Raw genomic sequence first — 25,918 nt, 5'->3', positions numbered from 1 at the left:
CTATGGCATTTCGGCAACAGCATATCACGCGAACGTGATTGCTTGCTGCACGGAGGGTTGATGCTGCTCTTCACCCCAGAGAACAAAAAGGGTTCAAAGCAGCGCTTTAAAATGTCACTATCCTCGGCATGCCGATCATCAGCCCGATTCTCGCCAACCCGCTCGTCGACGGCCGCCAGTCCGAACGGGCGATGGTGGTCAGGCGCGGCGTCCAGCGCCTGCTTATGCAGATGGGCGCGCATGTGTTGCCGGAACTGAGCCTCGCCACGGGCCGGCGGGCCGACCTCGTGGCGCTGACCAGGTCAGGCGATATTTGGATCATCGAGATCAAATCGTCGATCGAGGATTTTCGGGTCGACCGCAAATGGCCCGAATACCGGCTGCATTCGGACCGCTTCTTCTTCGCGACTCACCCGGAAGTGCCGGCCTCGATATTTCCCGAGGAATGCGGCTTCATCCTCTCCGACGGCTATGGCGCGGAGATCATGCGAGACGCGCCGGAGCACCGGCTGGCGGCGGCCACCCGCAAGGCGCTGATGCTGCGCATGGCGCGCGCCGGCGCGGCGAGGCTTCTGGCGGCGGAATTGGCCGGCGTTTCAGTGCCGGCGCTGGATGGGGAAAGTGAGTAGGAAAGCGAATAGTGAGTAGGGAACAGTGAGTAGTGAAGATTGACGGGCGCGGCATTCGTATGCCGACACTACACTACACTACACTACACTACTCACTACTCGCTATTCACGTTACCTGGGCGCCCGCTTGGCCAGTATGCGCTGCAGCGTACGCCGATGCATGTTGAGCCGCCGGGCGGTTTCCGAAACGTTGCGCTCGCACATTTCGTAGACGCGCTGGATATGCTCCCAGCGCACGCGATCGGCCGACATCGGGTTTTCCGGCGGCGCGGCGCGCTCGCCGGCGGTACGGGTCAGCGCAGCGAACACGTCGTCGGCATCGGCCGGCTTCGACAGGTAGTCCACCGCGCCGAGCTTTACCGCCGTCACCGCCGTGGCGATGTTGCCGTAGCCGGTGAGAATGATGGTGCGGGAATCGTTGCGCTTTTCTCGGATGGCCGCAACCACGTCGAGCCCATTGCCGTCGCCGAGCCGCATATCGACCACGGCATAGGCGGGCGGATGTGCGCGAGCCTTCGCAACCGCTTCCTCAACGCTTTCGGCGGTCTCGACCTGAAAACCTCGTGTCTCCATCGCGCGCGCCAGGCGGGTCAGGAACGGCTTGTCGTCATCCACGATCAGCAGCGACACATCGCCGGCGCCGACGACGCCCTGAACGGTTTCTTCGTTGATCATTCTTGTTCGTCCGTGTTGCCCAGATTTGCTTCAGATATAGGCCCAAACCACATCATTTGCCACCTTGGAGCCTCTATGCCGTGTCGAACATGGACGTTACCGCCGATCCGGGATTGAGGAAGGCCTCGCGCGGCCAACTCACCTGCACGACCGCGCCTTGGCCGCGCTCATTGGCGTTGTAGAAGGAAAGCGTCGCGCCCGAGCGCTCCAGCAGTGTCTTGGCGATGAACAGCCCGAGCCCAAGCCCTCCGCCCGGCTCCGCGCCCTGCCGGGTCGACATATAGGGCTCGCCGATGCGGTCTATGATTTCCGGCGGGAAGCCCGGCCCGTCGTCGACGATTTCGAAGGCGACTTCGCGCTCGTCCCAGCGCCAGCGTATAGTGACTGTACCAATGGCGAAGTCGACAGCGTTCTCGACCAGATTGCCGAGGCCGTAGATCACGCCCGGATTGCGCCGCGCGACCGGCTCGGGGCCGATCCGCTCGCCGGGTTCGAGCCTGATGGCGATGCCGAAATCACGGTGCGGCGCAATGACCTCCTCGACCAGCGAGGTCAGGGGCAGCCTGGCGAGATGCGCTTCACCCTCCGACGACAGGCTGGTCAGGCGCTTCAGGATCTCGCGGCAGCGCTCGCTCTGGGAGCGCAGAAGGGTGACGTCCTCGTGGTATTTCGGATCGCCTCGCAGCGCGCGTTCCATCTCCTTGGCGACGAGCGCGATGGTGGCGAGCGGTGTGCCGAGTTCGTGTGCGGCCGCTGCCGCAAGTCCATCCAGCGCTGAAAGATGCTGTTCGCGCTGCAGCACGAGTTCAGTGGCGGCGAGCGCGTTTGCCAGCAGCCGCGCCTCCTCCGCGACGCGCCAGGCATAGACTGCGGTGAAGGTGGTGGAGCAGAACACCGCGGTCCACATGCCGGCGACATAAATGAAAGGCATGGAAAGCTCGGCGCCTTCGAACCACGGCAGCGGCAGATGGTAGAAGGCCAGGAGCGTGGCCATGGCCATGACCAGGCCGCCGAGCAGGGCCGTAAGCCGCAGCGACAGGGACGTTGCCGAGATGATGACCGGCACCGTCATAAGCAGCGAGAACGGATTGGTGAGCCCGCCCGTCATGTAGAGCAGGCCGGCAAGCTGCAGTGCGTCGAAGGTGAGCGTGATGAAGGCTGCGCGCGGTGTCAGCCGGTGTGCCGCCGGATAACGGAAGGTGAGCAGCAGATTGAGCCAGGCCGAACAGGCGATGAGCGCGAAGCACAGGCTGACCGGCAGCGGGAAATCGAGCCAATAGGCAACGACAACAACGGTGACGCTCTGGCCAACGATCGCCAGCCAGCGCAGCCGGATAAGCGTGTTCAGCCGCAGCCGGTGGCTCTGCTGGAGGTCGGGCGTTCGCAGCTTTTCGATCATGGCCGTTTATGCCCCTCGCGGGCGGGCAACGCCAAGCGCTATTTGACGCGCGGCTTGGCTCGCGCCGTGGCCTCGGCCGAAACCGGATCTTCCGGCCAGACGTGTTTGGGGTAGCGGCCGCGCATGTCTGCGCGAACATCGGCCCAGGAGCCGCGCCAGAAGCCGGGCAGGTCGCGCGTGGTCTGGATCGGCCGGTGCGCCGGCGATAGAAGTTCCAGCGTCAGAGGAACCGTGCCGCCGGCGATCGACGGGTGTCGATCGAGGCCGAAAAGCTCCTGAACGCGCACGGCCAGCACCGGCCATTCGCCATCATAGCGGATCGGAAGATGACTGCCCGATGGGGCATCGAAATGGGTCGGCGCCAGAGACGCGATCCGGCGCTGCAGATCGTGCGGCACCAGCGACATAAGCCCCGCATGGAGAACGCCGGCGTCGATTCGCTGGAACGATGCCTCGCCGGAGAGGAATGGCGCCAGCCAGTCGTCGAGCGAAGTGAGCAACGCCTCGTCGGAGACGTCCGGCCAGGGCGCGCCGAGTCCGCGATGCAGCCATTGCAGCCGATGGCGCAGCGTTTCAGCTTCCCTGCTCCATGGCAGCAGCGCCAGTCCGTGCGCGCGCAATGCATCGAGTATGGCGCGGTCGGCTTCCGCGCCGGTCGGCGGCGGCAGCATGCGTTCCGAAAGCACGATCGCCCCGAGGCGCTCGGTCTCGCGCACTCTGACCGCGCGCTTTTCGGGGTCGAAGCTCGAATCCACCTGTTTGACGATGCGTGCGCCGAGCGCGTCGCGTATCTCGCTTATGGAGACAGGGGCAGCTGCGGCTATGCGCGCATTCTGCGCCTTGCCCTGGAGGTCGGCGACGACGAGGAAGGCTTCACCCGCAAGTGGGTCGGCGGCGTCAAGCATGGCGCCGCTGCCGTTTGCGAGCACGAAACGCCCGTGCGCACCGCGCGCTTTGGCGACGCGGTCGGGCCAGGCACTGATGAGCAGGGCGCCGACGCCTTTACCCTCCCCCTTGAGGGGAGGGTGGCCCGGAGGGCCGGGTCGGGGTGGAGACGACCGTGCCTTCCGCTCCGAAAACGAGTGCCGATCAGGCGCCGACAGCGAAGCGGAACCACCCCCACCCGTCGGCTTCGCCGACACCCTCCCCGCAGGGGGGAGGGAGGGCGCTTGCCGAGCCAGCCGCTCCGCCAACTGCCGGGCCGCATTCGCACGGGGCGATTTTTCGGCTCGGAAGCGCATCAGCCGGCGTTCGAGGTCTACGCTGTCACCGCCCAATCCACGCTCGGTGATCAGAACGGCCAGCATGGCGGCTTCGTACGGATGTCCGTCCTTCGCCGCTTCCGCGACCATGTGGGCGAGCCGCACCGGCAGCGCCAGCTTGCGCATCGCTTCGCCTGCGGGCGTCGGCCGTCCGGCGGGATCGATGGCGTCGAGATCGGCGAGCAACGCCCATGCCTCGGCAAGCGCCGGCGCTGGCGGCGGATCGAGAAAGGCGAGGCTGGCCGGATCGGCGACGCCAAAGGCGACGCAATCCAGAACCAGTGACGACAGGTCCGCTTCGAGGATTTCGGGCGGCGTGAAGGCAGGCAGCGCCGCGGTCTGCTCGGCGCGCCAGAGGCGGATCGCGACGCCAGGCTGGGTACGCCCGGCGCGGCCGGCGCGCTGATCGGCCGAAGCGCGCGAAACGCGCACCGTTTCGAGCCGGGTCAGGCCGGTCGCCGGCTCGTATTTCGGCAGGCGGGACAGGCCGCTGTCGATCACCACGCGCACACCGTCTATGGTGATCGAGGTTTCGGCGATCGAAGTCGCCAGCACCACCTTGCGGCGGCCCGGCCGCGCCGGCTTGATCGCGGCGTCCTGCGCCATGCCGTCGAGCATGCCGTAGAGCGGCGCGATGTCGACATCGCCGCCTGTCCGGCCTTCGAGGCGTTCGGCAGTCCGCTCGATCTCGCGCTGGCCGGGCAGGAAGGCGAGTACGCTGCCGGGTTCGGCAACAAGCGCCTCGCGGATGGCTTTTGCCATCGCATCCTCGACAGGCATCCCTGCGGGACGCTCGTCGTAGCGGACGTCGACCGGAAAGCTGCGCCCCTGGCTTTCGATGACCGGCGCGTCGCCGAGCAATTTGGCGACACGCGCTCCGTCGAGCGTCGCCGACATGACAAGCAGCCTGAGGTCCGGGCGCAATGCGCCCTGCACGTCCAGCGCCAGCGCCAGCCCGAAGTCGCCATCGAGCGAGCGCTCGTGGAACTCGTCGAACAGGATCGCCGAGATGCCAGGCAGTTCCGGGTCGTCGAGTATGGTGCGCGCCAGCACACCCTCGGTCACAACCAGTACTCGGGTCGCGGCCGAGACGCGACGCTCCATGCGCATGGCGTATCCGACCGTGCCGCCGACCTCCTCGCCAAGCAATTCGGCCATGCGCCGGGCGGCGGCTCGCGCGGCCAGGCGGCGAGGCTCCAGAAGCAGGATCCTGCCGGCGCCGAGCCATGGCGCATCGAGCAGCGCCAGCGGCGCCAGCGTCGTCTTGCCGGCTCCAGGCGGCGCGACCAGGACCGCCTTGCCCTTGTTCTCCAGCGCCTGCAGCAGAGCCGGCAGGATCGCCGTTACGGGAAGATCGGGAAGCGTTCGCACGGTCACTGCCCGACGCGGATGACCCGCCCGCCCGCTGCTTCGGCGTCGGCCTCGTCATGAGTGACCAGCACTACGGGAAGGCGGCTGGTGCGCGCCTTGGCGAAGACGAGTTCGCGCATCTGGCTGCGCAGTTCCGCATCGAGCTTGGAGAAGGGCTCATCGAGAAGCAGCATGCGCGGCGCCGAAAGCAGCACCCGGGCCAGCGCCACACGCGCCTTCTGGCCGCCTGACAACGTGTCGGGGTCGCGTGACGCCGTTCCGGCCAGCCCGACGCCGTCGAGCGCCTCCTCCACCAGGGCCAAGCGCGCTGCCTTGCCCTTGACCGCAGGCGGAATGGCGAACAGGAGATTGCCGCCCACCGACATATGCGGGAAAAGCAGCGGATCCTGGAACAATATGCCGGCGTGACGCTCTTCGGCGGGCAGCGCGGTGATTTCCTCTTTGCCGGAAAACACCTTGCCCGAAGCCGAGAACGCCGGGTCGAGAAAACCGCCAATATAGGCGAGCAGGGTGGACTTGCCGGAGCCCGACGGCCCCATGACGGTCAAGACTTCGCCCACCTCGACGCGATGCGTGACGGCGACGAGCACGCGCGCATTCAGCGCGATGCTCACCCCGTCGAGGAAAAGTTGCTTGTCGGCCATCTGTCCCGCCGCGTTCCGCCTGAACCGGTCCTATACCCGCATGGCGCGGCGGTTGCGGAATACCAGCGCGGGGACGAGAGTGGCAACAGCAAAGCCCGCCGCCGGCAAAAGCATCTGCAGGAAGGCGTAGACGCCGATGACGCGGCGATTGCCGCCCGATGCGAGCGCTACTGCCTCCGTGGTGATCGTTTCCAACCGGCCGGCGCCGATCAGCACGGTCGGCAGATATTGCCCGACCGACACCGCAAACCCGACGGCTGCGGCGACCAGTATGGCCCGTGACAGCATCGGCAGGCGGACCCTTAGCAGCGTCGCGATCCGCGATTTACCGAGGCCGGCGGCGATCGCCTCATAGCGCCGGTCATAGGCTCGCCAGGGGTCCGACAGCGACAGGAATACATAGGGCATGACGAAGGTGAGATGCGCCAGCACCAGCGCCGGCAGGCTGGCGACGCCGCCTGTGAATACGAACAGCAGTTGCAACCCGAACAGGAAAGCCGCCTGCGGTACAAGCAGCGGCAGATAGAGGAAAAGCAGCGCCCGCCGGCCGGCGACGCGGCCGGTCTCGTTCTCGCGCATCAGGCAGAGCAGCGTCAGCGCTATCGCCAGGGTGGTGGATGCGGCGGCGACAATTAGCGTGACCGACAGCGGCGCGGCGAGCCGTGGTGCTGTCTTCATCCAGGTCTTCGCCGTGAACGTCTCGGGCAAAGCGTCGGGAAACTGCCAGAGCCCGGCGAACGACCAGATGGCGAGCGTTGCGAGGCCGGCAAGGACGGTCATCGCCGCAGTGACCATGGCGGCGAGAGCCGCACGTCGAAGCCAGGCGTCGCGGCGGAAACGCAGCCCGGACCTGCGGAGCCGGCGCAACATTGCTGCGCCGAGGCGTTCGAGCGCAATCCAAATGAGCAGCGCCGCCGCCGACACACAGAGCTGGAGCAGCGCGCCGGCGCTGGCGAAGAAGCGCATCGACAGTTCGGGATCGTTCATCCAGCCGACCAGGCGCACGGCGAGCGGGGCCGGCGTGGTCGGCCCGAGGATCGCGGCGACGTCGACGACGGACGTGGCGAAGGCGACAACCGCGAAAACAGCCAGCCGCATCTGCCGGTAGAGCGGTGGCCAGACGCCGTGCAGGAAACCGGCGACGCGGCCATACCCGAGCGATGCGGCCAGCGCGCGGGTGCGCGGAAGGTCGACCTGCGGCAGCGCCGCGAGCGCGATCAGAAGCAGGAAGGGAATTTCCTTGACGATGAGCCCTGCAATCATCGACAGGCCCGTCGGATCGTTGACGATCAGCAGGTCTGGCGGGCGCTCCCAGCCGGTCAGCCATGGCGACAGCATCCGCGCGATCATGCCGGACGGCGCGATCAGGAATGCGAGGCCGAAGGCGGCTGCGGCATGCGGGACCGAAAGCAGCGGCGAAACCAGATGCTGGATGCGCGAGAAGATGTGCGTTCCGGCCCAGCCGGCGATGAACAGCATGACAACGCCGAGCGAAACGGCCGTCGTGACCAGTCCGGCGGCAAGGCTGATCAGCGCCGACATCATTATGCCGGGCTGGGTCAGCAGCTTTTCCGCGTGGGCAAGCGTGAAGCCGGTTCCGCCGAGCGCAGGCAAGTAGCCGAAGGCCGGCAGGATGGTTCCGGCGAGGCCGAAAAGGATCGGGCCTGCCAGGACGGCGATGGCGAGCGGCGGGCCTAGACGGGGAAGCATAGAACACATGAAGAGAGCGTAGGCCCTCTATGTTGCCCCCCTCTGTCCTGCCGGACATCTCCCCCACAAGTGGGGAGATCAGCTCTCCCAACGTGCTTTGCACTTCCTGCGACGCCGAAGGTGGGCGGCCTTCTTCGAGGACAGGCAATCTCCCCCCTTGTGGGGGAGATGTCCGGCAGGACAGAGGGGGGCGCGAAGGAACACGTGCCTTGCGACGTCATCAAACGCTCAATGCGCCGCGCCGTAGCGCCGCTTCCATTCCGTCTCGATCCTGTCCATCCAGCTTGGATGCGGCTCGTCGAGTGCCGGGCCGAGCTCGTCCGGTTTCAGTGTGGCGACGCCGAGGTCGAGCGTCTCGAAGCGGGCGCGGTCGGCTGCGTGGAGCTTCGAGATAGCGAGCACGGTCGGGTCGCCCCAGATCTGCGGATCCTGCTTGCGCGCCTGCGCCTCCGGCGAGATCAGGAAATCGGCCGCCACCAGCGCGCCAGCCTTGGCGGCGGCATTGTAAGGGATCGCCACGAAATGCGTGTTGGCGAGCGTCCCGCCCGGAAACGTGAAGGAGCGCACCGTGGCCGGCAATTCGCCATTGGCGATCGCGCTGGAGGCTTCCGACGGATTGAAGGCGAAGATGATGTCGACCTCGTTGTCGGCGAGCAGCTGCTTCATAGCGGGGTAATTTTGCGGAAACGCCTTGCCGCCGCGCCACAGCAGCGGATTCAGCTCGTCCAGATATGAAAAGAGCGGCGCGACGGTTTTGTCGAACGATGCTTCGTCCACCGGCTTCAAAAGCACGGACCGATCGGCCACGAGTTCGGAGAGCACCTGCTTCAGGAACGATGAGCCGATGAAGTCCGGCGGCTGCGGATAGGTGAAGCGGCCCGGGTTCTGCTGCGCCCAGGCAAGCAGGTCCTTCGCCGATTTCGGCAGGGAAGCCAGGTCGGTGCGCGCCGAATCGTGGAAGAAGACCAGCTTGGCCATGCCCCACGGGCTCTCCAGCCCTTCGACAGGAACGGTGAAGTCCGTCTGAATGGTCGGCTTGTCCTCGACATCGACGAAACGCCAATTGGGCAGCTTCTCGGCCCAGCCGGGCGAGAACAGCAATTGCTGGCGCTTCATGGACGAAAAATTCTCGCCATTGATCCAGATTAGGTCGACCGTGCCGCCTTCGTTACGGCCAGCGGCTTTTTCGGCGACCACCTTGGCGACGGCGTTTGCTGTGTCGTCGAGCTTCACATGGACCAGCTTGACGCCGTAGCGCTTTTCCAGCTCGGCGCCGGCCCATTCGAGATAGGCGTTGATGTTTTCAGCGCCGCCCCAGGCGTTGAAATAGACCGTCTCGCCGCGTGCGTCGGCAAGAACCTCCTGCCACTTCTCCGGATCGGGCTCACCGGCCAACGCCGGAAGCGTCATGGCCGCGAACGCGGCGGCGGCCAGAAGCAGCTTCTTCATCAGATTCTCCGGTCCCGTTCAGTCGGGCGCGATTGAGCATCGTTGGGGGAAGCCGGTCAATGAGCCCTCTTCGAGGGCAGGGTCAATTCGGTGTGAGAAACGCGTGAGACCGCTTCATGCGACATCCACCCAGCGGCTTTCGCGAAACGAGCGCGCCATCGCGTCGACGGTGCGCTCGATCAGTATGCCTTCCTCGAAGTCGATGCCCACCGTGGCCTCGCCGCGCATGCGCCCGATAAGCTGGCGACATTCTATGATCTTCAACTCGTTGAAGCCGAGCCCGTGGCCCGGGGCGGGAATGAAGCGATCGTAGGGCGCGTGGTGCGGAGCGGTCAGCACTGTGCGAAAACCCTGTTCTGTCGCCCGGTCGGAGGTGAGATAAAGCTGGAATTCGTTCATCCGCTCCTGGTCGTAGAGGATCGAGCCCTTCGACCCGAATATCTGCATGGCGATACGGCCCTTGCGGCCCCAGGCGGTGCGGCTGAGCGCGATCATGCCAGATGCACCGTTGGCCAGGCGCAGCAGGATGGTAGCGATGTCGAAGACCTCGACTTCGCGTTCGCCGGCGTCGGTCCTGCGCGTCGGATAGGGTTTGGCCATGTCGCACATGACCCGCGATGCCCGGCCAAACAGCGTCGAGATCAGCGACAGCGGATGCACGCCGAAGTCGTCGATCGCGCCATGGCCGTTGGCCGCTTCGTGCCGCTGCTGGAACGGCGCCTCCGGATCGGCCATGAAATCCTCGTCCATCTCGATGCGGACATTGTTGACCGCGCCGATGGCCCCCTCGTCGAGCAGCTTTCGGATGTGGCGGATGGCCGGGTTCTGGATGTAATTGTAGCCGAGGATGGCAACCTTGCCCGAGGCACGCGCCGCTGCCAGCATCGCCTCTGCTTCGGCGAGCTTCGGCGCCATCGGCTTTTCGCACCAGACGTGCTTGCCGGCCTCGAAGGCCGCGACCGCCATTTCGGCATGGAACCGGTTGGGGGTCGTGATCGAGACTACATCGACCTCAGGATCGGCGATCACGTCGCGCCAATCGCCGGAAGCTTTCGCGAAGCCGAATTCGGCCGCCTTCCTTGCCGCGAGTTCCTGGCTGGCTTCGCCTAGATGAACGAGATGAATGTCGGGTACGTCGCCGAACGCCGGCCTGACCCCGGTCCAGGCCATGGCGTGGCACTTGCCCATATAGCCCGTGCCGATCAGTCCGACGCCGATCTTCTTCATGGAGGGTCTCGCACCTTCGACCGGAAAAAGACCGGGGCGTTGGAACACCCCGGTCCGATAAGCGCGCAGGCTTATTTGTACTGTTCGGCGTTGCTCTTGTCGACGAGCACCGTGCCGGTGTCGATTACCGGCGGGATGGTCTTTCCGGCCTTCAGATCGACCAGCGCCTGGATGCCGAAGCCACCCATGTTCTTCGGCGCCTGTGCGACAGTTGCTGTCATATCGCCGGCCAGGACGGAAACAGCGGCGTCCGGATTGGCGTCGAAGCCGACGACCATCACATCGGCCAGCTTGCCGGCCGATTTCAGCGCTTCGACCGCGCCGAGCGCCATGTTGTCGTTGGAGGCGAAGACCGCCTTGATGTTCGGGTTGCCGGTGATGATGTTTTCCATCGCCGCCTGGCCCTTGGCGCGGTCCCATTCGCCCGTTTGTTCGGCGACCACTTTCAGGCCGCAGGCTTCGAGGCCGGCCTTGGAACCGTTTGCTCGGGCCTGGCCGGTCGACTGGGTGATGATGCCCTGCAGGATCGCCACCTCGGAGCCTTTTTCGAGCTTGCCGCAAATATAGTCGGCGGCGAGCTTGGCGCCGGCCTCATTGTCGGTGCCGATGAAGGTGACGCCTTCATTGGAGCCCTTGGTGTCGACGAAGACGACCGGAATGCCGGCGGCTTTCGCCGCGTCGACGACCGGGGCGAGAGCGTTCGGGTCAGTCGGGGCAAGCGCGATGCCGTCCAGGCCCTGCGCGATCATGTCCTCGATCTGCGCGATCTGCGCGGCCACGTCGGATTCGGTCGGCGGCGACATCACCATCACTTCGACGCCGAGTTCCTTGCCCTTTTCCATCGCGCCGGCTTCCACCGCCGCCCAGAACGGGTTGCCAGCGCCCGGGCCCTTCATGTCGAGCAGGAATTTGTCGGCGAGCGCCGTGCCGGACATCAGCGCGAGCGCCGCACCGGCCAGAATGAGTTTCTTCATATTATCCTCCCAGATGTTCAAAACGTCTCCGATTGAGGATTGCGGCCGGCGCGGAGACGGCGCCGGCCGCAATTTCGACTATCGCCTCACCGCTGCATGGCGGCGCAGGACGTCGATATAGACGGCGGCGATGATGACCAATCCGATCAGGATCTGCTGCCAGAAAGGGCTGACATTGTTCAGGTTGAGGCCATTGCGCATCAGTCCCATGATCAGGACCCCGGCCATGACGCCCAGAACCGTGCCGCGGCCGCCAAAGAAGGATGCGCCGCCGATGATGACCGCTGCGATTGCGTCGAGTTCGGCATTCTGGCCCGCGAGCGGAAAGCCCGAATCGGTGCGGCCGGCGAGCAGCAGGCCGCCAAGCCCGGCGAAGAAGCCGCTGATCGCATACACATAGACCAGCACGCGGTCGACATTGATGCCGGACACGCGTGCGGCATGCGGGTTGCCGCCGATGGCGAAGATATGCCGGCCCATCGATGTCCGGTTTAGGAAGAACCACATGCCGACCGCGCTGATGCCGACCACGAAAAGGCTGGCCGGAAGGCCGGTCGGCGGCGGGAAGAAGCCGAAATCGTAATTTGCCTGGCCGAGATAGCGCACCTCTCGCCCGAGCCCGGACACCGGGGCGCCCTCGGTGATCAGGCTCGACAGGCCGCGCGCGATGTTGAGCGTGCCGAGCGTCATGATGAACGGATGCGGCAGCCTTAGCACTGTCAGCCCGAGCCCGTTTACCAGGCCGGCGGTTATACCGACCAGCGGCCCGATCAGGATGACGATCGGCCAGGGGACGCCGGCCTTGGCGGTGACAGCCAGGCACATCATGCCGAGCGCCATCACCGAGCCGACCGAAAGGTCGATGCCGGCGGTCACGATGACCACGAACATGCCGAGCGCCAGCAGCGCCAGCGTGGCGTTCTGCTTGATGATGTTGGTGAGGTTGGCCAGTGACATAAACACGTCCGGCCGGCTGGCGTAGAGGAAAGCCATCATCGCCACGACGATGACGACGATGCCGTAATGCTCGAGAAAGCTGGAAATTCTTGGGCTGTTGCCGAGCATCAGTGCTGCACCTTGTCGTGGGCGAAGGACTGGGTGTGGCCCTTGGTGCCCATGATCCAGCCGATGACCTCGTTGCGGTTGGTGTCCTTCAGCGGCGCGTCGGCGAAATTGGCGCCCTGGTAGAGCGCCATCACCCTGTCGCAGCAGTAGAAAATGTCATCCATGCGGTGCGAGATGATGATCACCGCGACGCCGTGCTCCTTCAGCGACTTGATGAGGTCGAGCACCTTGCCGACCTCCTTGATGGCGAGCGCTGCGGTCGGTTCATCCATAATCACGACCTTGGCGTCGAAGGCGGTCGCCCGCGCTATCGCCACCGCCTGGCGCTGGCCGCCGGACAGTTCCTCGACGTTCTGGTCGATGCTTTTGACATGGATCTTCAGCTTGTCGAGGTGCTCGGCGGCCATGCGGCGCGCCAGGTCGCGGTCGATGATCGTCAGGCCGGCGAATTTCCTGCCCGGCTCACGGCCGAGATAGATGTTCTCGTAGATCGGCATGTTCCCGGCCAGCGCGAAATCCTGGTAGACCATTTCGATGCCCATCTTGCGGGCGTCGCGCGGCGAATGGAATTTCACCGGGGAGCCGGCAAAGTAAAGTTCGCCCTCGCTCGGCGTGTAGAGGCCGGAAAGAACCTTCATCAGCGTGGATTTGCCGGCGCCGTTGTCGCCCACCACGCCCAGCGCCTCGCCCGGCGCGACGTGGAAGCTCACGCCGTTCAGCGCCGTGATGGCGCCGAAATACTTTTTGACGCCTCGCGCCTCGAGCAGCGGCTCGGCTGCCGGCCCCGTCCGGTCGGTCATCGCTGCAACTCCTCCCACACCATTTCTCCGCAGCAGAATTGGAACAAACGGTGCATTTAACTTTTTAGTGTGGAATATTCATTCCATTTCTGATTGACTGCGTCAAGGGACAAAATGTCCGTCAAGGATGCCGGCCGATGAACGTCACGGATGCCTCTCCCAAGGACTATCAGGCGCTGCGCGCGCTGATCGCGCAACGCGCAGAGGATCTGCCGCGGCGGCTGATGCAAGTTGCCGGTTACGCGCTCGAAAATCCCGACGAGATCGCCTTCGGCACCGTCGCCGGCATCGCCGCCAAGGCGGATGTGCAGCCCTCGGCGCTGGTGCGGTTTTCGCGCGCGCTCGGCTATCAGGGATTCACCGAACTGCAGGACGTGTTCCGCTCGCGGCTGAGGGAGCGGGTGCTGAACTACGATGAGCGGCTGGCCAAGATGCGCGAGCACGGCATCGCCACAAGCAAGTCCGGGCTGGTGCTGGACGGGTTCCTGGAAGCCGCCGAGCAGTCGGTCAGTCGGTTCCGCGAGAAGGTCGACCATGACGCCATAGAGCGCGCCGTCGATCTGATGGCCAAAGCGGAAACCATCTACCTGATCGGCCTCAGGCGCTCGTTTCCGATTACCTCCTATATGAGCTACGCTCTCGGCAAGCTTGGCATTCGCAACATTCTGGTGGATGCAGTGGCCGGCATGGGCGCCGAGCAGGCGAGTTTCATCACCGAGCGCGACGCTGTCCTTTCGGTCAGCTTCACCCCTTATGCCAGCGAAACGGTGACGCTCACCAACGCCGCCAAGGCGCGGGGCGCGGCCATAGTCTCCGTGACCGATTCGGTGTTCTCGCCGATTGCACCCTCGGCCGACGTTCTGTTGGAAATCGTCGAAGCCAATTTCGAGGGCTTCCGCTCCATGGCCGTCACGATGGCGCTGGCAATGACGCTGACGGTTTCAGTTGCGGCACGAAGGGGAGAGGAGCCTTCTTGAACTCTGCTTCAGCTTAGCGGGTGAGACGAGGCTAAGGTCGCGCCATTCCCTCCCCTCAAGGCATCGAGGACACCCGTTAAACCGCCGGCAGCGGAGCCGGACTGTCGCCGGCGCCCAGAACCTGCTGGTCGAAATCGATGATCGAGCCGGTCATCAGCCCGCTTTCGGCGCTGGCGAGAAAAGCCACGGCGCGCGCGACCTCGTCGGGCTTGAGCAGCCTTCCGAACGGCTTTTGCGCCTCCGCGCCCTGCAGCCAGCTATCATCAGCGCCGTGAAATACCTTCATGATGCGGTCTTCGCCGGGTGTATCCATATGGCCGATCGTCAGCCCGTTGACGCGGATCTGCCGGTTCATGACGCTGTAGGCGACGTTTTTGGTCAGCGTGATCAGTGCGCCCTTCGAGGTGGCGTAGGCGGTGATGAAGCTCTGCCCGCCATGGCCCGACATCGAGATGATATTGACGATCGAGCCTTTTATCCGCTCGCGGTCCATCACCTTCAGCGCCTGCTGCATCAGGAAGAAAGGCGCCCGCACATTGATGGCGAACATGCGGTCGAAGAGTTCCGGCTGGGTGTCCCAGATCGTGCCGCGATCGGTCAGCCCGGCCGAATTGACGAGGATGTCGACCCGGCCGAACGCGCTATCTGCGGCGGCGATGATCTTGTCCGTATCCTTCATGACCGAGAGGTCGGCCGAGACGAAGACAGTCTTCACTCCCTTGCCTTCCAGCGCCGCCTTGACGCGCCCGCCATTCGCTTCGTTGCGACCGGTCACGACCAGGCCGGCGATGCCGCGCTCGGCGAAAAGGTGCGCGATGGCTTCGCCCAACCCTTGCGTCGAGCCGGTGACGACGGCGATCTTTCCTTCCAGCGAAGACAGCGCGAGCGAGGCCGGATCGAACATCGTATCTGCTCCTATCGGACGGCCACCGCCTGTCCAGTCTTCAGCGATTCGGCCGCGGCTTCCGCAAGCTTCTGCGCCATCAGCCCGTCATGGCCGGAAGCGCGCGGCGCCTCGCCCTTTTTCATCGCCGTCAGGAAGGCGTTGATCTCGATGCGGTAGGCGTCCTCGTAACGCTCGATGAAGGAGAACGGGATCAGATCGCTGGTGAAGCCGGCGCTGTCGGCTTTTTCCAGCGTGGTCAGATGGATGTTGCCGGCCCGCAGCATGCCGGCCGAACCGTGCACTTCGATGCGTTGGTCGTGGCCATAGGTGGCGCGGCGCGAATTGGTGATGATGCACATCTTGCCGGTTGCGGTCTGCATGTGCACGGCGGCAGTGTCGATGTCGCCGGCCTGCCCGATTGCCGGGTCGACAAGCGACGCGCCGAGCGCATGGACCACGACAGGGTCCTCGCCGAGCAGGAAGCGCGCCATGTCGAAATCGTGGATCATCATGTCGCGATAGAGCCCGCCGGAGCGCTCGATATACGAGACGGGCGGCGGCGAGGGGTCGCGGCAGGTGATGGTGACCATTTCGACGTCGCCGATCTCGCCGGCGCGCAGGCGGCGCTCGAGCACCGAGAAATTCGGATCGTAGCGGCGATGGAAGCCGATCATCAGCGGTACGCCGGCCTGCTCGACGACCTTCAGGCACTCTTCGATGCGCTCGACCGACAGTGAGACCGGCTTTTCGCACAGGATCATCTTGCCGGCGCGCGCCGCCTGCTCGATCAGATCGGCATGGGTGTCTGTCGGCGTGGCGATCAGTATGGCGTCGACATCGCTGGCCGTGATTACATCGTCCACAGAGGCAGTCTTGGCCCCGACAGAACCCGCAAGCGAGGACGCTGCGTCGGGCATGGCGTCGGCGATGTAGGCGACCTGCGCCCGCCCCGATTCATGCAGCGCCTTTGCGTGCACCTTGCCTATGCGTCCTGCTCCCAGAACTCCGAAACGCAACATATGCCGTCTCCCTGACCTCGATTCAAAAACGGAATAAACATTCTGAATTGACTAATCCGCAGAATGTCTGTTTCATGGAGCAATCTCTTATGCCGTATCGTGCGGCGCGTCCATAGCGAACTCAGCCGGCGTGCCGAAAAATGGAAGGACCGGGTCATGTCCGAGGCGGACGCCAGGCGGCTTGACGTTATCACCATGGGGCGGGCCTCGGTCGACCTTTATGGCCAGCAGATCGGTTCCCGGCTGGAGGACGTGACCTCCTTCGCCAAGTCGGTCGGCGGTTGTCCGGCCAACATCGCCATCGGCACGGCGCGTCTCGGCCTTCGCTCGGCGCTGCTCACTCGCGTCGGCGACGAGCAGATGGGCCGCTTTATCCGCGAGCAGATGCAGCGCGAGGGTGTGGCGGTCGATGGTCTCGTCACCGACCCGACCCGGCTGACGGCGCTGGCCATTCTGTCGGTCGAGAATGACAGGAGCTTTCCGCTGCTGTTCTATCGCGAGAACTGTGCTGACATGGCGCTGTCGGAAGACGATGTCGACGCGGAGTTCGTCGCCTCGGCCCGCGCGCTGGTGGTCACCGGCACGCATTTCTCGCGCCCGAACACCGACGCCGCGCAGCGTAAGGCGATGCGGTTGATGAAGGAAACGGGCGGCAAGGTGGTGCTCGACATCGACTACCGGCCGAACCTCTGGGGGCTTGCCGGCCACGCGGCTGGCGACAACCGCTACATCGCCTCGGAGCGCGTCTCCAACCAGATGAAGACGGTGCTGGCCGATTGCGACCTCATCGTCGGCACTGAGGAGGAGGTGCTGATCGCCTCGGGCGAAAGCGAATTGCTTGCCGCTCTGAAAACCATCCGCGCGCTTTCGGCGGCGACGATCGTGCTCAAACGCGGGCCGATGGGCTGCATCGTCTATGAGGGGCCTATCTCCGACGATCTGGAGGACGGCATTGTCGGCGAAGGCTTTCCGATCGAAGTTTACAACGTGCTCGGCGCCGGCGACGCTTTCATGTCGGGCTTCCTGCGCGGCTGGCTTGGCGGTGAAACCCTGGCGACGGCGGCAACCTGGGCCAATGCCTGCGGCGCATTTGCGGTTTCGAGGCTCCTGTGCTCGCCGGAAATCCCGACTTTCGAAGAACTGCAGTTCTTCCTGAAGCACGGCAGCCCGCACCGCGCGCTGCGCAAGGACGAGGCGATCAACCACGTCCACTGGGCGACGAACCGGCGGCGCGACATCCCCTCGCTGATGGCGCTCGCCATCGACCATCGCGCGCAGCTGGAGGAGATCGCGAGCAGAGCCGGCGCGGATACGCAGCGCATCGGCGCCTTCAAGGTGTTGGCGGTGAAGGCGGCGGCGCAGGTCGCCTCCGGCCGCGACGGCTACGGCATGCTGATTGACGAGAAGCATGGCCGCGAGGCGATGTTCGAATTCGCGCGCTCATCGATGACCTGGCTCGGCCGTCCGGTCGAACTGCCCGGCTCGCGGCCGCTGCGCTTTGAATTTTCGCAAGACATCGGCTCGCAACTGGTCGAATGGCCGGTCGATCACTGCATCAAGTGCCTCTGCTTCTACCATCCCGACGATCCGGCGGAGCTCAAGGAAGAGCAGCAGCAGAAGCTGCGCGCGCTGTTCGAGGCCGCGCGCAAGGTCGGGCGGGAACTGCTCATCGAGATCATCGCCGGCAGGCACGGCGCGCTTGCCGAGGACACCATCCCGCGCGCGCTTGAAGAGCTTTACGCGCTCGGCATCAAACCCGACTGGTGGAAGCTCGAGCCGCAGGCGTCCAGTACCGCCTGGGGCGCTATCGGCGCGGTGATTGAAAATCACGATCCGTGGTGCCGCGGGGTTGTGTTGCTCGGGCTGGAAGCGCCGCAGGACGAACTGGCCGCCGCCTTTGCCGCAACGGCCGACGCGCCGATCGTCAAGGGCTTCGCGGTCGGGCGAACGATATTCGTCGAAGCCGCCGAGCAATGGTTCGCCGGCCGGATCTCGGATGAAGCGGCGGTTGCCGATATGGCCGAGCGGTTCGAAAGACTGACTGAAGCCTGGCTTGCAGCACGCGGCAAGAAAGCAGCATAGTCGGTCAAAATTGGCCGGGAGGAACCCATGAGCAAGACCATCCGCCTGACCATGGCGCAGGCACTGACCAGATTTCTGGCGCGGCAGATGACGGAGATTGACGGCAAGACGCTGCCGCTGTTCGGCGGCGTCTGGGCGATCTTCGGCCACGGCAATGTCGCCGGCATAGGCGAAGCGCTGTATCAGGTAAGGGAGGGCTTACCGACTTACCGAGCCCACAACGAGCAGGGCATGGCGCATGCAGCGATCGCCTATGCCAAGGCCAATTTTCGCCGCCGCATGATGGCGGTCACCACCTCAATCGGTCCCGGCGCTACCAATCTCACCACCGCCGCTGCCCTTGCGCACGTCAACAGGCTGCCGTTGTTGTTGTTGCCAGGTGATGTCTTCGCCAACCGCATTCCCGATCCGGTGCTACAGCAGGTGGAGGATTTCAGCGACGGCACGGTGTCGGCCAATGATTGTCTCCGTCCCGTTTCCTGCTATTTCGACCGCATCACGCGGCCGGAACAGATCGTGCCGGCGCTCAGCCGAGCGATGCAGGTGCTGACCGACCCGGCTGAGTGTGGGCCGGTGACGCTGGCGCTCTGCCAGGACGTGCAGGCCGAGGCCTATGACTATCCGGAGAGCTTTTTCGACGAGCGGCTGTGGCGGCCGCGTCGGCCGCAGCCGGACGCCAGCGAGCTGGACGCTGCGGTCGCTGCGCTGAAAGGCTCCACGAAGCCGGTGATCATCGCCGGCGGCGGGGTTCTCTATTCGGAGGCCACGGCGACGCTGAAAGCCTTTGCCGAGAAGCATGGCATTCCGGTCATGGAGACCAATGCCGGCAAGTCGAGCCTGCCGCACGACCATCCGCTCAACATGGGCTCGGTGGGAGTGACCGGGTCCTCGGCCTCGAACCTGCTTGCCGAGCAGGCCGATGTGGTGCTCGCTGTCGGCTCGCGGCTGCAGGATTTCACTACCGGCTCCTGGGCGCTGTTCAAGGCCGATGGCGTGAAGATCGTGGGGCTGAACGCTCAAGCTTTCGATGCCGGCAAGCATCGCGCGCTGCCGCTGGTGGCCGACGCGAAAGCCGGGCTCGAGGCGTTGGAAGCACGGCTCAATGACTGGAAGTCGCCCACCGCCTGGGTCGCGACGGCGAAGGCCGCCAAGACCGACTGGCTGGCGGCAGCCAAGGCCGTGACCGATCCGACCAACGCGTTGCCTTCCGACGCGCAGGTGATCGGCGCGGTGCATCGTGCGCGCGGCTCGAAGGCGACGCTTGTCTGCGCGTCGGGCGGATTGCCCGGTGAGTTGCACAAGCTGTGGCCGGCCGGCGCGCCGGGCAGCTACCACATGGAATATGGCTATTCGACCATGGGCTACGAAATCGCTGGCGGCCTCGGCGTCAAGCTAGCCAGGCCCGACGACGACGTTATCGTCATGCTCGGCGACGGCAGCTACATGATGATGAATTCCGAGATCGCCACCTCGGTGATGCTGGGCAGGAAGTTGACCATTGTAGTGCTCGACAACCGAGGCTTCGGTTGCATCAACCGTCTGCAGATGGCGACAGGCGGAGCGAATTTCAACAATCTGCTGAAGGATGCCAAGCACGAGGTGCTGCCCGAAATCGACTTCGCCGCGCACGCCGCTTCGATGGGCGCGACAGCCAGGAAAGTTGCATCGATCGCCGAGTTGGAACGCGCGCTGAAAGAGGCGGAAGCCGACACGAAAACCTCTGTGATCGTCATCGACACAGACCCGCTGATCTCGACGGAGGCCGGCGGTCATTGGTGGGACGTGGCGGTGCCGGAGGTCAGCAGCCGCAAGGAAGTCAACGCAGCCCGCAAGGACTATGAGCAGAAGCGCAAGATGCAGCATCTGGTGAACTGAGCTTGCCCCTCGCCCTCCCTCTACCCGTGATCCTTCGACGGGGAGAGGAGGTCGTCAGCGTTGCGGCCTTGCTCCTCTCCCGGTCCTTACGGGGAGAGGAGGCCGGCAGGCAGGTGACGGGCAGCGCTGCCCATGGAAAGAAACCGGAGAATAGACTTGAAAGCCAAACTCGGCATGTCCCCCATCGCGTGGTGGAACGATGATCTGGCCGAACTCAGCGATGACGTGTCGCTGGAGGAGTGCCTGCGGCAGTCGCGGTCGGCTGGCTTCACCGGCATGGAAATGGGACGCCGCTTCCCCAACGATCCGAAGGTCATGCTGCCGATCCTGAGAGAGGCCGACGTGACCCTTTGCGGCGGCTGGTTCTCTGGCACGCTGGTCAATGAGGACCTGGCGGCAAACAAGGATCGCATCCAGCCGATGATCGACCTGTTCAAGGCCGTGAGCGCGCCCTGCATCGTTTATGGGGAGGTCGGCCGTTCCATCCAGGGCGACCGCTCGAAGCCGCTCGCCACCAAGCCGAAGCTCGACGACGGCGAGATGAAGGCCTACGCCAAAAAGGTCACCGAGTTCGGCGAATGGTGCGCCGATCAGGGCATGCCGCTCTCCTACCACCATCACATAGCGGCAGTGGTCGAGACCGAACCCGAACTGGACGCCTTCATGAAATATTCGGGCGCCGGCATTCCCTTGCTCCTGGATGCAGGTCACCTGGCTTTTGCCGGAGGCGACGTTTTGCGGGCCATCGACAACCACCACACGCGCATCAACCATGTGCATGTGAAGGATGTTCGCATGGACGTGATCGACCGGCTCGACCGCACCAGGCAATCTTTCCTCGACGCGGTGGCCCTTGGCGCCTTCACCGTGCCCGGCGATGGTTCGCTCGACTTCGGCTCGATCGTGAAAAGGCTTGCGGACTATGGCTATGAAGGCTGGTTCGTGGTCGAGGCCGAGCAGGACCCGAAGAAAAATCCGCCACTCAGGATGGCGCAAATCGGCTACAAAGAGTTGATGCGGGTCATGACGGCGGCCGGCTACACAGTTGAGACACAGGGCTTTCCAAATGCTTGATCCCTGCACTCCCGGTACCGGCATTATCTGATGGCCGGCGAGAACCATCCGTTCCTGCGGCCGCTCTGGCGGCGAGTTGCGCTTGTCGCTTTCTGCGTGGCGTGGGCCATATTCGAAATATTCTACGGTCAATCGTTCTGGGCGATGATCGCCATCGGCATGGCCGGTTATGGCGCGTGGATTTTCCTGATCGCCTACAAGCCTGGCCCGGAAAAGGAAAAGGAGTAAGCCATGCCGAAACTGCTGGTGAAATCGGAAAAAGGAACCGGCCGCGTTTCCCATGTAACGCCCGCGAGCGCCGGCTGGACCTATGTCGGTTTCGACCTCCACCGCATGAAGCCGGGCGAGGCGGTGTCGGCCGCCACTGGGGATCGCGAGGTCTGTCTGGTGCTCGTCACCGGCAAGGGCAGGGCCAAGGCGGGAACGGAGGATTTCGGCCTGCTCGGAGAGCGAATGTCGCCATTCGAGGGCAAGCCGTGGTCTGTCTATGTGCCGCAAGGCTCCGACTGGTCGGTTACCGCCGAGACCGGTCTCGAACTCGCGGTCTGCTCGGCGCCGGGACTGGACGGCGGGCTTGCCGCGCGCGTCATCGCGCCGGACCAGCTTGGGCGGGAGGTGCGCGGCAAGGGCGCCAATACGCGCTATGTCACCAACATACTGCCGGAGAACGAGCCGGCGGATTCGCTGCTGGTCGTGGAGGTGATAACGCCCGGCGGCCATACGTCGAGCTATCCGCCGCACAAGCACGACCGGGACGATCTGCCCAGGGAATCCTATCTCGAAGAAACCTATTATCACCGGCTGAACCCGCCGCAGGGCTTTGCCTTCCAGCGGGTCTATACGGATGACCGGTCGCTGGACGAAACCATGGCGGTAGAGGATGGCGACGTCGTACTGGTGCCTAAGGGCTATCACCCCTGCGCGGCCTGCCACGGCTATGATCTTTACTATCTCAACGTCATGGCCGGGCCGAAGCGAACCTGGAAATTTTACAACGCGCCCGAGCATGAGTGGCTGCTCAAAGCCTAGACTCGGCAGGTCTCCGGCAGCCCACTTTGCGGCACCGGCTAATGACTTTGCAGGGGGCATCTGCTATCAGCCGAAATCTGCCCTGCTTCGTCAATCCGTCATACAAATCGCCTATGGCATCGAGGCTGGCGAAGGAATTTCGATGCGTTACGCGATCTATTTCACACCTGATAAGGACGATCCGCTCACGCGGCTCGCCGCAAGCTGGCTCGGCCGCGATCCGTTCACCGGCGCTGCGACCGAACCGCCGGCGAGCACCATTCTGTCGCCAGCCGAGATCGCCTTTCACACCGCCTCAGCCCGCCGCTACGGCTTCCACGCGACGCTGAAGGCGCCGTTCGGCCTCGCCGCGGGCGAGACTGAAGCCGGCCTCGAACGCGCCATGTCGGCCTTTACTCAACGAACCGAGCCCGTGGTCATCCCGCGCCTCGTAATCAAGCAGATGGACGGCTTTTTCGCCCTGGTTACTGGCGACGGAAATCCCGGCCTGCAGCGTTTCGCCGACGACGTCGTCACCGGCTTCGACCGCTTCCGTGCGCCGTTGAGCGAGGCGGACATGGAGCGCCGCAACCCCGACGCGCTGAGTCCTGTCGAGTTCCGCAACCTCTGCCAGTGGGGTTATCCCTACGTATTCGACGCGTTCCGCTTCCACATGACGCTGACCGGCCGCGTCGGCGCGGTAGAGAGCGCACGCATCCGCGCCGCGATCGAAGAGGTGTTCGGAGCCGCCCTCGCGAGACCGGTCGCGATCGACGGCCTTGCCCTTTTCGTGGAACGTGAAGCCGGCGCGCCGTTCACTGTGCTATCCTACCATGCGCTCGGCGACCGGCGTGACAGAAAGACTGCCTGACATGAGTTCCGAAACCATCCTGACCAATGCGCGCATCGTCCTTGCCGACGAGGTCATCGACGGCTCGCTTCTTATGCGCAACGGCAAGATCGTCGACATCGCCCCGGGCGCGACCCGGACCGGTGAGGATATGGAGGGCGACTTCGTCATTCCCGGGCTGGTCGAGCTTCACACCGATCACCTCGAAGGCCATTACGCGCCGCGCCCGAAGGTGCGCTGGAATCCGATCGCCGCGGTTTTGGCCCATGACGCGCAAGTGGCGACCGCCGGTATAACCACTGTGTTCGACGCGCTGCGTGTCGGCATGGACCAGGATGGCGAACTCGCGATCGAGGACATGCGCAAGTTGGCCGACGCCATCGAAGACAGCTCCCGGCAGGGCCGGCTGCGCGCCGATCATTTCATTCACCTGCGCTGCGAAGTGTCGGCGCCGGATTGCCTGGAGGGTTTTGCCTATTTCGACGGCGATAGCCGCGTCAGGCTGGCGTCGCTGATGGACCATGCGCCCGGACAGCGCCAGTTTGCCCGGCTCGAAGCCTATGCAATCTACTATATGGGCAAGCTGAAGATGAACGAAGAGCAGTTTCGCGAATTCTGCGAAAGGCGGATGGCGGAATCGGCACTGAATTCACCCGCTAACCGCAGCGCCATCGCTGCCGCCTGCCAGGCGCGCGGTATCGTTCTCGCCAGCCACGACGACGCGACGGTCGCCCATGTCGACGAGGCGGTGACGCAGGGCATCAAGGTCGCCGAGTTCCCGACCACGGCCGAGGCAGCCAAGGCGTCCAAGGATGCCGGGCTCGGCGTCCTTATGGGGGCGCCCAACGTCATGCGCGGCGGCTCGCATTCGGGCAATGTCTCGGCCCGGTCGCTCGCCGAGAACGGCCTGCTCGACATATTGTCGTCGGACTACATCCCGTTCAGCCTGATCCAGTCGGCCTTCTTCCTCGGCGAAGTCGTCGATGCGATTTCGCTGCCGCAAGCAGTCGCCATGGTCTCGAAAACCCCGGCCGAGGCCGTCGGCCTCTCCGATCGCGGCGCCATCGAAGCCGGCCGCCGCGCCGATCTGGTGCGGGTGCGTGTCGACGAGCATGTGCCTGTCGTTCGCACAGTCTGGCGCGAAGGACGCCGCGTCGCATGATGGCGTCCGCGCTCATCGAGCGCGAGCAGGCGCGCGCCGAATTCCCGATCCGCAATGGCGTCTTCATCGCCGTGGTCGGCCCGAGCGGCGCCGGCAAGGACACCGTGATCGGTTATGCGGCAGATCGGCTATCGGCGGATGAGGGCGTCGATTTTGTGCGCCGCGTCATCACCCGCCCCTGCGACGGCTCGAGCGAGATCCACGACACGCTGGCCGACGCCGCATTCGATGAGGCCGAGGCGTCGGGCGCGTTCGCGTTGACCTGGGAGGCGCATGGGCTGAAATACGGCATCCCGGCCAGCGTCGACGACGCCATCGCCAATGGCCGCGTGGCGATCGCCAACGGTTCGCGCAGCGCTATTCCGGTCCTGCGGGAACGCTACGCCAACGTGGCGGTGGTCGAAATCACCGCTCGCCCCGAAATCCTGGCCGAACGGCTTGCCTCGCGAGGGCGCGAATCGCGTGGTGAAGTGCTGGCGAGGCTGGCGCGCGCGGCCGCGGTCGAGCTTTCCGGGCCGGGCGTGGTTTCGATCGACAATAGCGGCCCGCGCGAGATCGCCGGTGAGCGCTTTGTGGCCATCGTCCGCAAGGCCATCGCCCATTCGGACGTGTCCGGCACGGTATGACGCTCGCCATTTTGGGGTAGAGAGTGCGTCCTTCGAGGCTCGCTGCGCTCGCACCTCACCCGATCCGGGACAGGTGGTTGTCCCAGACGTATTCCTCGGTCGCAATCAAGCCGCCCTCGGGACCGAGGATCTCGCCCGCGCCGGTCGTGGCGAGAAATCCCCTCCCGTCGGGCGCGACCCCACAAACCTCTGTGAGCCGGCTCGTCGAAACGATGCGCCCGCCAGCCGTTTCGATGATCACCAGCGCGTTCCCCTGCGGCGACGACACTGCGATCATGCCGGCCTTGGTATTGGCGGCGACCGAGCCTACATAATTGCGCAAGCCGCCGAGCACGTCTTGCGGCATATCGATCAGCCCAAAGCTTTCGCCGGGCCTGGCGCGCCCGACCAGCGCCGGCCGCTCGCTAGCGGGTCCCTCGTGCTGGCAGCCGAACCAGACAGCGCCGCTCCGGTCGACGGCCATGTGGCGGATCGACAACTGGTGCAGTTCGGGCTGCAGTTCGTGGCGTTCGATGAGATCGCCCGAGAGCCGGTCGATGAAGACCAGCGACGGTCTCATGGTCGAAAGGTTCAGCTTGGCGCGGCCGAAATCCGGGTGCGTCTCGATACCGCCATTGGCAACCGCCAGTGTTCGGCCATCGCCGAGCAGCAGCAGTTCGTGCGGTCCAACCCCATGGGTGGGGAATTCCTCCAGCCGCCGGAAATCTGCGCTGGCGTCATAGACGCCGATCATGCCTGCCGCATTGTCGAAATCGTTCTCGGTGGCGTAGAGCAGCCGGCCGTCGCGGGAGAACACGCCATGGCCGAAGAAGTGCCGGCCGCCGATGCTGGCGATGGTCACGGGCTCTTTTCCGCCGGTATGGTCGAAGACCATTGCGAAGGTGCCCGGCTTGCGGGCGAACACCACCGAGCGTCGCGACACCGGGTCGAAGGTCACGTCGTGCCCCCGGTCGGGCAAGTCGATCCGATGCAGGACTGCGCCCGCTTCGGACAATATCGCAGCGCCGTAGCTGCCGTCGCGCCGTTGGTAGGCGGTGGCGAACACGGCATCCGCCTGCATTGTTTCGGCGAGTGCGCGGCCGGTCAGGGCTGCGAAGAAACCTGCGCCCGCGGCCTTCAGGAGCTCCCGGCGGTCGATGAGCGGCGTGCGCACG

23 protein-coding genes are annotated in these 25,918 nt (G+C 64.8%); 10 read left to right on the top strand and 13 right to left on the bottom strand.

The window, feature by feature from the left end:
* Nucleotides 1-128: 128 nt before the first annotated feature.
* On the top strand, nucleotides 129-629 hold the full coding sequence (locus tag G6N73_RS08215; RefSeq protein ID WP_165025903.1) for an MmcB family DNA repair protein: 501 nt from the start codon (nucleotides 129-131) through the stop codon (nucleotides 627-629).
* Nucleotides 630-740: 111 nt separating this feature from the next.
* Here G6N73_RS08215 and G6N73_RS08210 read toward each other — a convergent pair whose 3' ends face one another.
* The 10 genes from G6N73_RS08210 to G6N73_RS08165 form a co-directional block, all read right to left on the bottom strand.
* Nucleotides 741-1,304, bottom strand: coding sequence for an ActR/PrrA/RegA family redox response regulator transcription factor (locus G6N73_RS08210; protein WP_165025900.1), 564 nt, complete (start codon nucleotides 1,302-1,304; stop codon nucleotides 741-743).
* A gap of 73 nt (nucleotides 1,305-1,377) precedes the next feature.
* A complete protein-coding gene (locus G6N73_RS08205) occupies nucleotides 1,378-2,703 on the bottom strand; it encodes an ActS/PrrB/RegB family redox-sensitive histidine kinase (protein ID WP_165025897.1) in 1,326 nt (441 codons plus the stop codon).
* A 38-nt stretch (nucleotides 2,704-2,741) separates the two neighbouring features.
* Nucleotides 2,742-5,342, bottom strand: coding sequence for an ATP-dependent helicase HrpB (hrpB, locus tag G6N73_RS08200; protein WP_165025894.1), 2,601 nt, complete (start codon nucleotides 5,340-5,342; stop codon nucleotides 2,742-2,744).
* The gene (locus G6N73_RS08195; protein WP_165025891.1) at nucleotides 5,339-5,980 is read right to left on the bottom strand and encodes an ATP-binding cassette domain-containing protein; all 642 of its coding nucleotides are present in this window, start codon (nucleotides 5,978-5,980) and stop codon (nucleotides 5,339-5,341) included. The genes hrpB and G6N73_RS08195 overlap by 4 nt, the downstream gene beginning before the upstream one ends.
* Before the next feature lie 30 nt (nucleotides 5,981-6,010).
* Nucleotides 6,011-7,699 (bottom strand): ABC transporter permease, encoded by a 1,689-nt coding sequence (locus G6N73_RS08190; protein WP_425484064.1) that lies wholly within the window; start codon nucleotides 7,697-7,699, stop codon nucleotides 6,011-6,013.
* A gap of 219 nt (nucleotides 7,700-7,918) precedes the next feature.
* A complete protein-coding gene (locus G6N73_RS08185) occupies nucleotides 7,919-9,139 on the bottom strand; it encodes an ABC transporter substrate-binding protein (RefSeq protein ID WP_165025885.1) in 1,221 nt (406 codons plus the stop codon).
* 114 nt (nucleotides 9,140-9,253) lie between these two features.
* A complete protein-coding gene (locus tag G6N73_RS08180; protein ID WP_165025883.1) occupies nucleotides 9,254-10,366 on the bottom strand; it encodes a Gfo/Idh/MocA family protein in 1,113 nt (370 codons plus the stop codon).
* A gap of 71 nt (nucleotides 10,367-10,437) precedes the next feature.
* A complete protein-coding gene (locus G6N73_RS08175; protein ID WP_165025880.1) occupies nucleotides 10,438-11,340 on the bottom strand; it encodes a sugar ABC transporter substrate-binding protein in 903 nt (300 codons plus the stop codon).
* A 78-nt stretch (nucleotides 11,341-11,418) separates the two neighbouring features.
* Nucleotides 11,419-12,405: an ABC transporter permease gene (locus G6N73_RS08170; protein WP_165025877.1), complete on the bottom strand. Its 987-nt coding sequence runs from the start codon at nucleotides 12,403-12,405 to the stop codon at nucleotides 11,419-11,421.
* The gene (locus tag G6N73_RS08165) at nucleotides 12,405-13,205 is read right to left on the bottom strand and encodes an ATP-binding cassette domain-containing protein (RefSeq protein ID WP_165025874.1); all 801 of its coding nucleotides are present in this window, start codon (nucleotides 13,203-13,205) and stop codon (nucleotides 12,405-12,407) included. The genes G6N73_RS08170 and G6N73_RS08165 overlap by 1 nt, the downstream gene beginning before the upstream one ends.
* Nucleotides 13,206-13,342: 137 nt before the next feature.
* Between G6N73_RS08165 and G6N73_RS08160 the strand changes: the two genes are divergently transcribed.
* Nucleotides 13,343-14,182 (top strand): MurR/RpiR family transcriptional regulator, encoded by an 840-nt coding sequence (locus tag G6N73_RS08160; RefSeq protein ID WP_165025871.1) that lies wholly within the window; start codon nucleotides 13,343-13,345, stop codon nucleotides 14,180-14,182.
* A gap of 76 nt (nucleotides 14,183-14,258) precedes the next feature.
* Here G6N73_RS08160 and G6N73_RS08155 read toward each other — a convergent pair whose 3' ends face one another.
* Complete coding sequence (locus G6N73_RS08155) at nucleotides 14,259-15,086, bottom strand: SDR family oxidoreductase (protein WP_165025869.1); 828 nt, start codon at nucleotides 15,084-15,086, stop codon at nucleotides 14,259-14,261.
* Between the two features lie 11 nt (nucleotides 15,087-15,097).
* Complete coding sequence (iolG, locus tag G6N73_RS08150) at nucleotides 15,098-16,087, bottom strand: inositol 2-dehydrogenase (protein WP_165025866.1); 990 nt, start codon at nucleotides 16,085-16,087, stop codon at nucleotides 15,098-15,100.
* A gap of 156 nt (nucleotides 16,088-16,243) precedes the next feature.
* Between iolG and G6N73_RS08145 the strand changes: the two genes are divergently transcribed.
* From G6N73_RS08145 to phnN, 8 genes are all read left to right on the top strand, one after another.
* The gene (locus G6N73_RS08145; protein ID WP_165025863.1) at nucleotides 16,244-18,169 is read left to right on the top strand and encodes a bifunctional 5-dehydro-2-deoxygluconokinase/5-dehydro-2-deoxyphosphogluconate aldolase; all 1,926 of its coding nucleotides are present in this window, start codon (nucleotides 16,244-16,246) and stop codon (nucleotides 18,167-18,169) included.
* Between the two features lie 27 nt (nucleotides 18,170-18,196).
* Nucleotides 18,197-20,044 carry a 3D-(3,5/4)-trihydroxycyclohexane-1,2-dione acylhydrolase (decyclizing) gene (gene iolD / locus G6N73_RS08140; protein ID WP_165025861.1) on the top strand — a complete coding sequence of 616 codons (1,848 nt, stop codon included), beginning with the start codon at nucleotides 18,197-18,199 and terminating at the stop codon, nucleotides 20,042-20,044.
* 156 nt (nucleotides 20,045-20,200) lie between these two features.
* Nucleotides 20,201-21,118, top strand: coding sequence for a myo-inosose-2 dehydratase (gene iolE / locus G6N73_RS08135; protein WP_165025859.1), 918 nt, complete (start codon nucleotides 20,201-20,203; stop codon nucleotides 21,116-21,118).
* 30 nt (nucleotides 21,119-21,148) lie between these two features.
* Nucleotides 21,149-21,346 (top strand): DUF3329 domain-containing protein, encoded by a 198-nt coding sequence (locus tag G6N73_RS08130; RefSeq protein WP_165025857.1) that lies wholly within the window; start codon nucleotides 21,149-21,151, stop codon nucleotides 21,344-21,346.
* 3 nt (nucleotides 21,347-21,349) lie between these two features.
* Nucleotides 21,350-22,147, top strand: coding sequence for a 5-deoxy-glucuronate isomerase (gene iolB, locus G6N73_RS08125; RefSeq protein ID WP_165025853.1), 798 nt, complete (start codon nucleotides 21,350-21,352; stop codon nucleotides 22,145-22,147).
* A 142-nt stretch (nucleotides 22,148-22,289) separates the two neighbouring features.
* Nucleotides 22,290-22,997, top strand: coding sequence for a DUF1045 domain-containing protein (locus G6N73_RS08120; protein WP_165025851.1), 708 nt, complete (start codon nucleotides 22,290-22,292; stop codon nucleotides 22,995-22,997).
* 1 nt (nucleotide 22,998) lies between these two features.
* Nucleotides 22,999-24,138 carry an alpha-D-ribose 1-methylphosphonate 5-triphosphate diphosphatase gene (locus tag G6N73_RS08115; RefSeq protein WP_165026201.1) on the top strand — a complete coding sequence of 380 codons (1,140 nt, stop codon included), beginning with the start codon at nucleotides 22,999-23,001 and terminating at the stop codon, nucleotides 24,136-24,138.
* Nucleotides 24,135-24,764 carry a phosphonate metabolism protein/1,5-bisphosphokinase (PRPP-forming) PhnN gene (gene phnN, locus G6N73_RS08110; protein ID WP_165025848.1) on the top strand — a complete coding sequence of 210 codons (630 nt, stop codon included), beginning with the start codon at nucleotides 24,135-24,137 and terminating at the stop codon, nucleotides 24,762-24,764. The genes G6N73_RS08115 and phnN overlap by 4 nt, the downstream gene beginning before the upstream one ends.
* A 55-nt stretch (nucleotides 24,765-24,819) precedes the next feature.
* Here phnN and G6N73_RS08105 read toward each other — a convergent pair whose 3' ends face one another.
* Nucleotides 24,820-25,917, bottom strand: a complete 1,098-nt coding sequence (locus G6N73_RS08105) for a DUF1513 domain-containing protein (protein WP_165025845.1) — start codon at nucleotides 25,915-25,917, stop codon at nucleotides 24,820-24,822.
* Nucleotide 25,918: the final 1 nt, after the last annotated feature.

Source organism: Allomesorhizobium camelthorni (assembly GCF_011045125.1).
In the GTDB taxonomy this organism is placed as follows: domain Bacteria; phylum Pseudomonadota; class Alphaproteobacteria; order Rhizobiales; family Rhizobiaceae; genus Allomesorhizobium; species Allomesorhizobium camelthorni.
The sequence above is the reverse complement of the archived record's forward strand: the minus strand, read 5'-3'. Positions and strand labels throughout refer to the sequence as shown.

Excerpts from the sequence above, each read along its gene's own strand:
- G6N73_RS08120 (WP_165025851.1), top strand. The coding sequence starts at position 22,290 with ATGCGTTACGCGATCTATTTCACACCTGATAAGGACGATCCGCTCACG.
- G6N73_RS08130 (WP_165025857.1), top strand. The coding sequence starts at position 21,149 with ATGGCCGGCGAGAACCATCCGTTCCTGCGGCCGCTCTGGCGGCGAGTT.
- G6N73_RS08170 (WP_165025877.1), bottom strand. The coding sequence starts at position 12,405 with ATGCTCGGCAACAGCCCAAGAATTTCCAGCTTTCTCGAGCATTACGGC.
- G6N73_RS08185 (WP_165025885.1), bottom strand. The coding sequence starts at position 9,139 with ATGAAGAAGCTGCTTCTGGCCGCCGCCGCGTTCGCGGCCATGACGCTT.
- iolD (WP_165025861.1), top strand. The coding sequence starts at position 18,197 with ATGAGCAAGACCATCCGCCTGACCATGGCGCAGGCACTGACCAGATTT.
- G6N73_RS08210 (WP_165025900.1), bottom strand. The coding sequence starts at position 1,304 with ATGATCAACGAAGAAACCGTTCAGGGCGTCGTCGGCGCCGGCGATGTG.
- G6N73_RS08180 (WP_165025883.1), bottom strand. The coding sequence starts at position 10,366 with ATGAAGAAGATCGGCGTCGGACTGATCGGCACGGGCTATATGGGCAAG.
- G6N73_RS08160 (WP_165025871.1), top strand. The coding sequence starts at position 13,343 with ATGAACGTCACGGATGCCTCTCCCAAGGACTATCAGGCGCTGCGCGCG.
- G6N73_RS08190 (WP_425484064.1), bottom strand. The coding sequence starts at position 7,699 with ATGTGTTCTATGCTTCCCCGTCTAGGCCCGCCGCTCGCCATCGCCGTC.
- G6N73_RS08115 (WP_165026201.1), top strand. The coding sequence starts at position 22,999 with ATGAGTTCCGAAACCATCCTGACCAATGCGCGCATCGTCCTTGCCGAC.
- G6N73_RS08175 (WP_165025880.1), bottom strand. The coding sequence starts at position 11,340 with ATGAAGAAACTCATTCTGGCCGGTGCGGCGCTCGCGCTGATGTCCGGC.
- phnN (WP_165025848.1), top strand. The coding sequence starts at position 24,135 with ATGATGGCGTCCGCGCTCATCGAGCGCGAGCAGGCGCGCGCCGAATTC.
- iolB (WP_165025853.1), top strand. The coding sequence starts at position 21,350 with ATGCCGAAACTGCTGGTGAAATCGGAAAAAGGAACCGGCCGCGTTTCC.
- G6N73_RS08165 (WP_165025874.1), bottom strand. The coding sequence starts at position 13,205 with ATGACCGACCGGACGGGGCCGGCAGCCGAGCCGCTGCTCGAGGCGCGA.
- iolG (WP_165025866.1), bottom strand. The coding sequence starts at position 16,087 with ATGTTGCGTTTCGGAGTTCTGGGAGCAGGACGCATAGGCAAGGTGCAC.
- G6N73_RS08215 (WP_165025903.1), top strand. The coding sequence starts at position 129 with ATGCCGATCATCAGCCCGATTCTCGCCAACCCGCTCGTCGACGGCCGC.
- G6N73_RS08145 (WP_165025863.1), top strand. The coding sequence starts at position 16,244 with ATGTCCGAGGCGGACGCCAGGCGGCTTGACGTTATCACCATGGGGCGG.
- G6N73_RS08195 (WP_165025891.1), bottom strand. The coding sequence starts at position 5,980 with ATGGCCGACAAGCAACTTTTCCTCGACGGGGTGAGCATCGCGCTGAAT.
- G6N73_RS08205 (WP_165025897.1), bottom strand. The coding sequence starts at position 2,703 with ATGATCGAAAAGCTGCGAACGCCCGACCTCCAGCAGAGCCACCGGCTG.
- G6N73_RS08155 (WP_165025869.1), bottom strand. The coding sequence starts at position 15,086 with ATGTTCGATCCGGCCTCGCTCGCGCTGTCTTCGCTGGAAGGAAAGATC.